This is a genomic window from Halalkaliarchaeum sp. AArc-GB (assembly GCF_031432225.1).
Taxonomy (GTDB): domain Archaea; phylum Halobacteriota; class Halobacteria; order Halobacteriales; family Haloferacaceae; genus Halalkaliarchaeum.
In genome coordinates this window covers 1-10,955 of record NZ_JAVKGM010000014.1, presented here as the reverse complement: position 1 = coordinate 10,955, position 10,955 = coordinate 1, and the positions used below count along the sequence as shown (strand labels likewise).

Below are 10,955 nucleotides of genomic sequence, written 5' to 3'. Positions count from 1 at the left end.
GTGCGACCGTCGAATCGGCGGATCGTGTCGTTGCAGATCCCCACGGCTTGAACCCGTCACAGGAACTACGACGGTGCGACCCCAACAACTTCGCATGGAGCTACACCTGCTCGACAGGGGACGCATTCACGCCGATCTGAACTTCGCGCTCGACGCCGAGGTGGCGGCCATTCAAAGTGACCAATCACCGGAACTACAGTACGGCGAGTTCGCCGTCTGGAACCTGTTGATCGACCATCCCGAGGCGACGGTCCTCTGGGATACAGGCTCACATCCCGACGCCGGCGACGGACACTGGCCGGCCCCGCTGTTCGAGGCGTTCGCCCACGTGGACGCCCGGGAGCGCGACCTCGAGACGGCGCTTTCGGAAGCGGGATACGGCGTCGGCGACGTCGATTGCGTCGTCCAGTCACACCTCCACCTCGATCACGCCGGCGGGCTCCATCGGTTCGAAGGAACCGACGTTCCAGTGTACGTCCACCGTCGCGAACTCGAACACGCCTATCTCAGCGCAAACACTGACGCTGGCGGAGACGCGTATCTCGCGGCCGACTTCGACCGCGACCTGAACTGGCAGGTCGTCCACGGCGAGCGTCAACTGCTTCCGGGAATCGACCTCCTCGATCTCCCGGGTCACACGCCCGGGTTGCTGGGTGCGGAGATCGACCGCGAGCAGGGGACGTTGTTGATCGCGGGCGACGAGGCGTTCCTCGCGGAGAACTACGAGGAGGGACGCTCGATGGGATCGAGCCTGGTGTACGACTCCCGCGCGTGGGCCCGGAGCCGCCGGAAACTAAAAGAGCGCGAGCGGCACACCGACGCGACCGTCCTGTACGGCCACGATCTCGACCAGTTCGAGCGGTTGAAAGGACAGCTGTAGCGGTCGGTCGGCTACGTCGCTCCAGCACGTCCCGGCTGGAGGTCGAGCACCCGTTCTGCGGCGTCGGCGACTGACTCCCGGTGGCGTGCGGGACAGTAAACGCCGAGCCGCCAGTTCGCCTGCTGTGCGCTGCGCAGCCCGGTCACGAGTTCGCTTGCGTCCTCGAGACGCTGTGGCGTCCCATCGACGACGACCGTGGCGTTCGACTCCTTCAGCGTCGGACGGGACGGGATGTCGACGATCACCTCTCCGGGATCGATCCCCGCCTGGTCGGCGATTTCCCGTGCAGCGGCGCGTTCACCGACCCGATCGACGTCGGCAGTGCCGGCGGGAACCCGGGAGCGTTCGGCCCAGACGGCACGTTTGAACAGCTCTCGACGTTCGAGCCGGCGGGCGAGATCGGGCGCACCCTCGCGGAGCCGGACCAGGAGGTCGTGATCCGCCATTCGGCGGAACGTTTCGACGTCTACGTCCGCCGCGGATCCCTCCTCGGCGTCCAGCAGTCGCTCGCTCGCCCGTTCCAGCATCGCGCCGGCGATCCGTGAGACGTGGTGGCGGTAGACGATCGCGTTCATCAGTCCCCGCGCGAGCAGGAGGCTCTCTGCGGTCGGGACGTTGCCTTCCGCGAGGACGAGTCGACCGTCTCGAAGCGTGAGTTCTCGAACGAGTCTCCCGTGATCGATCGTCCCATACGGGACCCCGGTGTGGTGGGCGTCCCGGACCAGGTAATCCATCCGGTCGGCGTCGAGTTCCCCCGAGACGAGATCGCCGAGTGGGCCATCTCCCCGGACGAGTCCGGCGATCCGTTCGGGTTCCAGCCCGTGCTTTTCCAGCACCTGCGTCACCTCCCGGTCGGCGTCGGTGACGAGCCACTCGACGTCGTCGTGGTCCTTCCCGGTGTGGCGCCGTATCAGCTCCTCGGTCTGGTGGCCGTAGGGACCGTGACCGATGTCGTGCAACAACGCCGCAGCCCGAGCGTGGCGGGCCCGATCCTCGTCGACGTCGAGCGTCTCGAGCGAGCGGGACGTGAGGTGGTACACGCCCAAGGAGTGTTCGAACCGCGTGTGGTTGGCCGACGGATACACAAGCCGGACCGTCGAGAGCTGTTTTATGTGACGGAGACGCTGAAAGACGGGCGTGTCGATCAACTCCGCCGCGACCGGATCCAGGGGAATGTAGTCGTGGACGCTGTCCTTGACCGGGGTCATCGTCCGCCGATGCGCGGGGGAGCGGTTTGGGCTTTCTGATCGCCAACGACTCGGCAAACCTGATGTTGTCCACGGCGGTGGCGAGCCGACACAGGTTTATCACTGATCGGAACACACCGAACGGCGTGGAAGGGGATCCAGCATCCGACGACGGAGTGGCGGCGTTCGCGGCGTCACTCGAAGGATCGATCGAGGCGCCGTACGTCACCGAGACTCACGAGTCGATCCCGTCGACGAACGAGCGTGCTCGGAGGCTCGCAGCACAGGGGCATTCCGACGTCGCCGTGATCGCCGACGAACAAACACACGGTCGGGGAAGACGCGACAGGGGATGGACGGGGCCGCCCGGCGGGATCTACGCGTCGATTCTACTGTGCCCCGATCGATCCCCGGGTGACGCGCCCCTTTTTACGCTGGCGGCTGCCGTGGCGGCAGTCTCCGCCTGCGAGGCTGTCGGCGTCGACGCCGGGATCAAGTGGCCCAACGACGTGATCGTCGAGGTCGACGCCGGCGGTGACGGGAAAAAAGACAACGAAATCACGGGTCGTGGCGGCCGGAAACTCGCGGGGATACTGACCGAAACGGAAACCGAAGACGATCAGCTCTCGTGGCTCGTCGTCGGGATCGGAATCAACGCGAACGTCGATCCCGAAACGCTTCCGTCAGGGGCTACCAGTCTCAGCGGAGAACGGGGGACAGACATCGACCGTCGCGTGGCGATCCGAGAGCTCCTGGACCGGTTTTACGAACTCGCGAACGATCCCGACGCCGTGCTTCCGGCCTGGCGAGAACGGGCGATCACGCTGGGTCGACGCGTTCGCGTCGAAACGGCCGACGGCACAGTCGAGGGGAAAGCCGTCGACGTCACACCTCCGGGAGCGCTCGTCGTCGAAACGTCGACGGGGCCCCGAACGATACACGCCGGGGAGTGTTCTCATCTCCGTCGAGTTGCCACGGAAACGGACTCGAAAGCGGAAACGATCGAAACCGACGATCAGGAAGACTGATCGGCTTCGACGTCGGACGGCCGACTCTCGGCCGGCTGGCTTTCGACTACAGCGTCGTCTTCTGGGGGAGCGACGCTGACTGTCAACACCGGAAGCGCGGAGGCGCGAACGACCTTCTCGGCGACGGAGCCGAGCAACAGGCGATCGATCCCGCCGCGTCCGTGGGTACCCATCACGATGAGGTCACAACCACGTTCCTCGGCTTCGCGGACGATACATCGGCTCGGCGTCCCCTCGACGATCGACGTTTCGACCGGGATCGAGCGAGCCTGGGCCCGCTCGCGAACCGTCTCGACGGCTGCCTCGGCGTCAGAGCGGAGCAGTTCGTCGACCCCCTCCCAGGCGGTTTCCATCGGGAGGCCCGCATAGCTCGCGGTGTTTACGACGTAAAGCGCGTGAACTGTCGCTCCGTGGGCCTCGGCGAGATCGAGCGCGTGTTCGACGGCGCGCTCCACCTCCGTCGAACCGTCCGTCGGAATCAGGATACAGCTGTACATCCGGGTAAACTCGTCTCAACCTTCGGGTCGAACGACTTAATCTTTCCTCCCGGAACGGATTGCCGGTTCTTGAGGGGACCCGTTGTGACAGACCACACCGGTTCGGACCCGTTGGGCGGCAGGAGAGACCGACCGCAGTGACGCCGACTCGCTCACAGGTCGACCGTAGTGCCGACGTCGGCGTCGACTGCACGATCGTAGACGAACGCGGCCGCGGCTGCATCGAGAACCGCGGTGCCGACCGAGCCCAGTACGATGATCTCCTCGTCGTCGGCTCTCCCAGACTCTCCGAGGAGAACCGCCGAAAACGGCGTTAGATCCGCAGGTTCGTGTTGCGGAAAGTCGCCCGTTTCCGCAACCTCGGCGGGCACGTCGGCGAACAGCCGACCCGCGCGCTCGATCGTGCGGTCGTCGAGCTCGCGCATCGATCTTTCGTAGGCACCGACTGCGACGACCAGCGTTCCGGGAGAAAGCGACCCGCCGTCGAAGACCGGCCGGGTCGCGGTCGTCGCCGTGACGACGACGTCGGCGGCGCCGACTGCCTCCTCGGCCGAATCGACCGCTCGGGCGGGGATGCCCTGGTCCCGCAGATCGGCAGCACACACCTCCCGAGAGTCGCTGGGCGAGTAGACGAACACGTTCTCGATCTCTCTCGTGGCCGCGACCGCACGTACCTGCCAGCGGGCCTGTGCGCCCGCGCCGATCACGCCCACCGCGATCGGACCGTCGACGGCCAGTTCCCGTGCGGCGAGCCCGCCGATACAGCCAGTTCGCGCGTTCGTGATCCGGGTCCCCGCCATGTAACCGACCGGAAGGCCGGTGTCGGCGGCAACGAGGGCGATCGTGGCGTTTACAGTCGGATACCCACGCTCGACGTTCCCCTGGTGGACGTTCGCGAGTTTGACGACGAAGTACGGCGAGGCGTGAATGTACGCCGGCATCACGAGCCCCGTCCCGAGCGGTTCCTCGATCGACTGCGGGTCCATCGCGGTGCGACGGTCGCCGCCGAGTCCCGCCCCGATCGGGACGTGTGGACGTTCGGGACGTTCGACCTCCCCGGCTGCCTCCTTTCGAAACGCCGTTTCGATTTCGGGAACCAACGCCGAAAGGTCCAGTACCGTGCTCACATCGTCGTCGGAGAGTACGCGCATGGGAAAAAGCAACAACCCGCCAGGACAAGGAGTTTGCGTCCGCTGTGTCCTGTCCGGTCGACATCGCCGCCGTCGCAACGGTTTTGCGTGCCGGCACGAACGCTTGTGTATGACTGCCGTGGTTGTCGGGTGCGGGATCGTCGGGGCGGCATGTGCATACGAACTCGCCTCCAGGGGCGTCGACGTCGACGTGTACGAGTCGGGATCGATCGGCAGAGGGAGCACCGCCCGATCGGCGGGGGGTGTCCGGACGCAGTTCTCGACGCGGGTGAACGTGGAGCTCTCGCGGGCGTCGCTTCCGGTGTGGGAGTCGTTCGAGGAGGAGTTCGGCGTCGACATCGGCTTTCGACAGGTCGGCTATCTGTTCTTGGCCCGCGAGGAGGAGACGGTATCGACCTTCCGGGAAAACGTCGAAATGCAGCAGGAGCTGGGGATTCCAGTGGAGTTTCTCGAACCCGAGCAGCTCCGGGATCGGTATCCAGAGCTCCACGCCGGAGCCTTCCAGGGTGGTACCTACGCCGGCTGTGACGGGTTCGGGGATCCGTACCTCGCGTTGCAGGGGTACGCCGCCGCCGCTCGCGAGGCGGGGGCGACGATCCACACCCACACGCCGGTGACGGACGTGATCCGGGACGGAACCGGCGAAGACGCGTCTGTCTCGGGCGTAGTCGCCGACGGAACGCAGGTCGACGCCGACGTCGTGGTGAACGCGGCGGGTCCCTGGGCGGGTGAAGTAGCAGCGATGGCCGACGTGACCCTGCCGGTCTCGCCGCGGCGGCGGCAGGCACTCGTGGTGGATCCAACGACGCCCGTCCCCGAGGACGCCCCGCTTTCGATCGATCTCGACGTCGGCGTCTACTACCGCCCCGAACGGGAGGGAACCGCGATCGTCGGCGGCGAGTTCGGGGGCGAGGACCCGGAACAAGATCCCGACAGCTACGACGAGAAAACGGACCTCGAGTGGGCCGCGACGGCGATCGAACGGGCCGCCGACGTCGCGTCGTATTTCGGTCCCGAAACCCGGATCAGGCGCGGCTGGGCCGGCCTGTACGCTGTCACCCCGGACCACCACCCGATCCTCGAGGAAACCGTCCCTGGATTTATAAGTGCCGCGGGGTATTCGGGTCACGGATTCCAGCACGCCCCGGCGACCGGCACGGTCGTCGCCGAACTCTACACGGACGGCGAGGCGTCGACGATCGACGTCTCCGGGCTGTCGAGCGACCGGTTCGAATCCGGACAGACCCACGTCGAGCGGAACGTTGCCTGACGGAACGCGAAGAAACACCCCCCTCACCGCGGCAAAACGTCGGGGTTGCCGGAGTAGTAGATGTATCGGGAACCGATGCTGACGAGGTCCGAATCCGCCGCCAGAGCGCGACGTTTTGCAGCGTCGAGATACGCCTCCGTGATCGAGACGATCCGTTCGTACGCTTGCGCGTCCGACTCGGCGAGCAAATACTCCGCGGTTACGGGAGTCAGTTGGTCGTCAGCGAGATCCCGTCGATAATCGTCGACGTCGTCGAGCCAGATCTGTGCGCCGATGATCGACAGCACGATCGACAGCTCGAAGGCTGGATCGACGTCAATCCCGGCGGCACGGTACATGTCGATCATCCCGTCGTAGATCACGCCGACACGGCCGTACTGCGTTTTGAAGTAGGGCAGATCGCCCGGTATCTCCGAGAGCAGTTCGGGCGACTCCTCGAAGCCTGCGTGTTTGTACTCCTCGCGGATCGAGTCGAGCGCCTCCTCGTCGCCCGATTTGGCGTCCACGAAAAGCTGTCGAAAGTGGGGGTCCCTGTCCTGGTGTGCTTCCGAGAACGCGACCGCGCGGTCGTACGCATTCCGGACCTCCTCGTCGAACGACTCGAACCGGGTATCGACGTCGGTCTGGAGCGTCGCCTGGACCACCTCCGCGAGCCGGCGGCGATCCTCGTCACCGTCGAGCGGGAAGTTGACTCGGAAATCCTCGTACTCGCCGTCGTTCAGGGCGTCCCGAACGTCGCCGTCGAGCAGCGCGACGACCACGAGTTCCGTGACCGCTTTTGCGGTTTCGACGGTGTCGTCGCCACGTTCGTCCCGGTCGGCGTACACGTGCGCGAGCGTCAGTTCGACCGGCATCGTGAGTTTTGTGCCGTATTCGAACTCGACCTCGTCGGGCTGGCGATCGAACTCCGTCGCGATGGCGCACTCGACGTCGTCGAACGCCTCGTCGACGATCGCGTCGACCCGATCTTCGGCCCGGCGATGGGCACGAATGGACCCGATTGCGGGTCGGCCCGTGTCGGCGTAGTGATCCAGTGCCGCCCGCAACGAGGTCGGAACGTGGCCGCTCCCGGCGAACCGTCCGGCGATCCGACGGACGAGCGGTTCGCCGGAGTCGCCATTCCCCTCGTCGGGATCGGTCGTTCCGTGCGTCTCCATACCCAGGAGAATCCGAGGCAACTACTCAAACTTACTGTTATCCGTCGACGGCTAATTCACGCTGGGTGACGACATCTCCCCCGTCCGGCGAATATCGGAGGATACATGTGTACTTATGGCGGAGTACTCCCGAATCCACTCCGTTCGTCAGGTGAACGGCCCCCGTCTGCAGTTTCGAACGACGACAGCGAACGGACGTCGCGCACGCGTCATGTTTGGACTCCAAGAACTCCTCCCGTCCTGGGAACTGAAGCTGCTCGCCACCGCAATAGTGCCGGTGGTGGGGATCGCGTTCGCGTATCTGGTTCGCAGGGTACGACGCCGAGCTGTCCGCCGTCTCAACCCGGTCGGCGTCGACCTGGTGAGTTCGGCGGTGGTCGTCGGGATCGTGATCGTCACGGCGCTTGCCATGGCGGACATCTGGGGACAGACCGAGACGCTGCTCGATCAGTTCGGCGTGCTCCGGCTCGACGAACGTGCCCCGCAGCTAGTCGTCACGATCATCGTTCTGATCGCGATCCAGGTGTTCGTCGGGATCGGCGGGCGGCTGCTCGAGGACCTCGGTGACGAAAGCGACGCCTTGACCCGCCACCAGCGCGAGGTGAGCCTCCGGGTGACCCAGGTCACGCTGTGGGGCGGTGGAATCATCGTCATCCTCGGCGTCTGGAACGTCGACATCGCCGGGCTGCTCGTCGGCGCCGGGTTCCTGGGGATCGTGATCGGCCTCGCGGCACGAAAGACCATCGGGTCCATGCTCGCCGGCTTCGTGCTCATGTTCTCCCGCCCGTTCGAGGTCGGCGACTGGGTCGCCGTCGACGGCGACGAGGGGATCGTCACGGACATCACGATGATGAGCACCCGCATCCAGGCATTCGACGGCGAATACGTCGTCGTCCCGAACGACGTCGTCGGCAACGAGATCGTCGCCAACCGCTCCCGGAACGGCCGGCTCCGGACGGCCGTCGAGGTCGGGGTCGACTACGACGTAGACCTAGAGCACGCACGGGAGGTCACACAGTCGGTTGCAACCGATCTCGCCGCAGAGGAGGGGTTCCCGGGCTCGTCGCCGGAGGTCGTGATCGATCGGTTCGGTGACTCGGCGGTCGTGTTGGTCGTTCGGCTCTGGGTCGAAGACCCCACGCCCAGGGAGCTGACCAGGGCCCGCGGCGAACTGATCGCCGCGATCAGTGACCAGTTCTCCGAGGAGGGTATCGAGATTCCGTACCCACAGCGGGAGCTGAGCCACAGAGAGCCCCGCGTGGAGCCCGACGAAAGCAGCCCGTCGACCGATTCGTCCCTCGAGGAAGCGTAGGTCGGCGTCGACTTCCGGTTACCTGATCACCGTTACCGGAACCGGCGAGGTTCGCACGACGCGTTCCGCGACGCTACCGAGCAACAGCCGGGAGACGCCACTTCGGCCGTGGCTCCCGACGACGATGTGATCGGCCCCTTCCTCCTCTGCAACGGCGACGATCCGTTCGGCCGGCGAGCCGAGTTCGACGCGGCTGTCCACCTCGAATCCGTCGGGAATCGTTTCTGCAGCCTCCGAGAGATATCGGTGTCCACGCTCGTTTGCGTCCTCGTACCAGTCTTCCGCGCCCGACGGAAATCCGCCGACGCTCCCGCCGCTTGCCGCCTCGCCGGGGTTGAGCACGTGAACGAGCGTCAGCTTCAGGTCGTCGAACTCGTCGACGACGAACTGGACTGCGGCTCGCGATTTCGCGGACTCGTCGACCCCGATCACGACGTGTTCTACCATAGTAGAACGTTCGCCGGCCTCCTACAAAAACGGGTGGGGCTATCGGGCCCTCCGGCAACGCAGCGTGCCGATCGACAGCAGTACGAGAGCGGCCTGTCACTCCCCGTGGCGGGTCAGACACGTCGACAGTCCGATGAGTTCGACGGGATCCGAGTTGTCCGGCGAGTACACGACCATCTGTCCTTTCTCCATGTAGGGTACCTTCTGTTGGAGGTTCGCGGGAATGTTCACGCTCTGGATCGCGTCCTCGTCTCCGAGATTGAGCACCACCTTCGTGTTCACCTGTTTGAACACCGGTTCGGCGACGTCCTGGGGATCCTGTGTGATGAGAAACAGCCCGAGCCGCTCCTTTCGGCCCTGCTTTGCCGCCTCGGTGAACTTCTGGACCACCTTTCGGGCCTGGACGTTGTCGGCCTCCGAGAGGAAGTTGTGAGCCTCGTCCATCCCGAGGATCATCGGCGTTCGCTTGATTCGCTCGCTGTTCGGGCTGTTCGAGAGCTTGTCGTCGACGAGCATCGTCGAGACAGCGAGCACGACGAGTTCCTTCGCCCGGCTCGAGGAGAGGTGATACGTCGGGACGACCGACAACCCCCCGGGCCGGACGAGTTCGTGATCGAGTTCGGTTATCGCCGCCGCGTCGCCGTCGAACACCCCCGACGGAACGCCGTGAACCCGACGCTTTACGGCATCGAACGTCGCCTCGTGAACTCGCCCGGACTCGTCGAGTTCCTCCTTCAGTGCGGGATCGTCGAGGAAGGCACAGAACTCCCGATAGGTTCCCTCGCCGCCGGTCTGGCGGAAGAACCGCGAGAGCAGATGGGTGAGCGCCCCGTACTGGTTGTCGTTGAGCGACGCACCCGCGACCAGCCACGGCATGTCGTACTCGTCGACGATCGAAAACGGGACCGTAAACCGGAGCTGCTCGGCCCGGTGAGAGCCGCCGCCATACTCGACGCCCGCCTCGGTCGGGATCAACGCGACCGTGTCGTCGTACCCGCCGTAGGCGACGCCCTCCCTGTCGAGTCGCCGCCGGAACGCGTCGTCCATCTCGGGGTTGTCGTCGTGCATCTGGGCGTACTCGTCTTGCGGGTCGAACTGCACCAGCGCCGGAGCCACCCGCCGACCGTCGTCCATGGGGTACCGCCTGTCTTCGGCGAGATACTGCCGGAGGACGTTCTTCGAGGCGTGCGTTTTTCCGGAACCGGTGCCGCCGGCGACGAGGGTGTGACGAAACACCAGCGGATCGCCATCGGCGTAGTCGTCGGCGATCCGGTAATCGACCGTCGGCGGCTCCGCGGCGGTCCGGATCTTCTCGCCACCGACCGAGAGATGACCGAGGAAAACGCCCTTCTCGGGGATGTTGAGTCCGGTTTTGATGTCGGTCGCGTCGGTCGCTTCCCGGACGACCGCACCCGGTTTCGGAACCCGGTCCGTCATGCGTCGCTTCAGTTCCGTCCGGTCGGCGTCCGATCCGTCGGCATCCGCCGAACTGTCGTCCTCGAAGAGCACGGCGACCGGTTCAAGCGTCGCGGTGAACTTGTAATCGCGTTCTTCGAACTCGTTGCGGCGCATCTGCCGTCTGGCGTGGATTTCGGTCGCGTCGTCCGACTGGAACTCCTGGGCGTACTCCAGGGCCGTGATGCGACAGAACAGGCGCTCGTCGTCCGGATACGGCACCAGGAGGTACGTCCCGATCCGGACAGACTCGCGGTTGCCCGTCGTGATGAACGCACGCAGCGTGGTGTCGTCGCCCTCCTCGGCGACCCGGAGCCCCTGAGAAACGGATATCGTCCCCAGGCCGGCGTCCTCGCCGACCGGCTCCATCGCGTATCGCTGAAAGCTGCTTGCAGTCGACTCCGGTTCCTCCTCGAGTGTCTCGGCCGGAGCGTCCGGCCCGCCGGAGGTATCCCCACTGGAGTCGTCTCCATCGGATCCGCCGCCGTCGTCCGTCGAGAAATCGCTGAAATCCTCCAGCCCCATGATACTGGGGCCGGGAGCCGTCGACTTATGTACTGCGGTGCAGGGC

At 65.5% G+C, this 10,955-nt stretch carries 10 protein-coding genes; 4 read left to right on the top strand and 6 right to left on the bottom strand.

Annotation, left to right across the window (positions count from 1 at the left end; all coding sequences use genetic code 11):
• The first annotated feature begins 94 nt into the window (after window positions 1-94).
• Window positions 95-880, top strand: coding sequence for an N-acyl homoserine lactonase family protein (locus tag RH858_RS12450; RefSeq protein ID WP_259536014.1), 786 nt, complete (start codon window positions 95-97; stop codon window positions 878-880).
• 11 nt (window positions 881-891) lie between these two features.
• On the opposite strand, the gene RH858_RS12445 is transcribed toward RH858_RS12450, so the two are convergent.
• Window positions 892-2,088: an HD domain-containing protein gene (locus tag RH858_RS12445; protein ID WP_259536013.1), complete on the bottom strand. Its 1,197-nt coding sequence runs from the start codon at window positions 2,086-2,088 to the stop codon at window positions 892-894.
• A 155-nt stretch (window positions 2,089-2,243) separates the two neighbouring features.
• On the opposite strand from RH858_RS12445, the gene RH858_RS12440 reads away from it, so the two are divergent.
• Window positions 2,244-3,095 carry a biotin--[acetyl-CoA-carboxylase] ligase gene (locus tag RH858_RS12440; RefSeq protein WP_259536399.1) on the top strand — a complete coding sequence of 284 codons (852 nt, stop codon included), beginning with the start codon at window positions 2,244-2,246 and terminating at the stop codon, window positions 3,093-3,095.
• Here RH858_RS12440 and RH858_RS12435 read toward each other — a convergent pair.
• Both RH858_RS12435 and RH858_RS12430 read right to left on the bottom strand, forming a co-directional pair.
• Window positions 3,083-3,592: a universal stress protein gene (locus RH858_RS12435; protein ID WP_259536010.1), complete on the bottom strand. Its 510-nt coding sequence runs from the start codon at window positions 3,590-3,592 to the stop codon at window positions 3,083-3,085. The two genes, RH858_RS12440 and RH858_RS12435, sit on opposite strands and share 13 nt — an antisense overlap.
• A gap of 152 nt (window positions 3,593-3,744) precedes the next feature.
• A complete protein-coding gene (locus RH858_RS12430; protein WP_259536008.1) occupies window positions 3,745-4,743 on the bottom strand; it encodes an ornithine cyclodeaminase family protein in 999 nt (332 codons plus the stop codon).
• Between the two features lie 109 nt (window positions 4,744-4,852).
• Here RH858_RS12430 and RH858_RS12425 point away from each other — a divergent pair, with 109 nt between their 5' ends.
• The gene (locus RH858_RS12425) at window positions 4,853-6,013 is read left to right on the top strand and encodes an FAD-dependent oxidoreductase (RefSeq protein WP_259536006.1); all 1,161 of its coding nucleotides are present in this window, start codon (window positions 4,853-4,855) and stop codon (window positions 6,011-6,013) included.
• 23 nt (window positions 6,014-6,036) lie between these two features.
• On the opposite strand, the gene RH858_RS12420 is transcribed toward RH858_RS12425, so the two are convergent.
• The gene (locus RH858_RS12420; RefSeq protein ID WP_259536004.1) at window positions 6,037-7,170 is read right to left on the bottom strand and encodes a hypothetical protein; all 1,134 of its coding nucleotides are present in this window, start codon (window positions 7,168-7,170) and stop codon (window positions 6,037-6,039) included.
• 211 nt (window positions 7,171-7,381) lie between these two features.
• Between RH858_RS12420 and RH858_RS12415 the strand changes: the two genes are divergently transcribed.
• Window positions 7,382-8,482 carry a mechanosensitive ion channel family protein gene (locus RH858_RS12415; RefSeq protein WP_310562039.1) on the top strand — a complete coding sequence of 367 codons (1,101 nt, stop codon included), beginning with the start codon at window positions 7,382-7,384 and terminating at the stop codon, window positions 8,480-8,482.
• Between the two features lie 18 nt (window positions 8,483-8,500).
• Here RH858_RS12415 and RH858_RS12410 read toward each other — a convergent pair whose 3' ends face one another.
• Together RH858_RS12410 and RH858_RS12405 are read right to left on the bottom strand one after the other, a co-directional pair.
• Window positions 8,501-8,929 carry a universal stress protein gene (locus tag RH858_RS12410; RefSeq protein WP_259536000.1) on the bottom strand — a complete coding sequence of 143 codons (429 nt, stop codon included), beginning with the start codon at window positions 8,927-8,929 and terminating at the stop codon, window positions 8,501-8,503.
• 96 nt (window positions 8,930-9,025) lie between these two features.
• Entirely contained in the window at window positions 9,026-10,909 is a 1,884-nt protein-coding gene (locus tag RH858_RS12405; protein ID WP_310562038.1) for an ATP-binding protein, read from the bottom strand.
• Window positions 10,910-10,955: the final 46 nt, after the last annotated feature.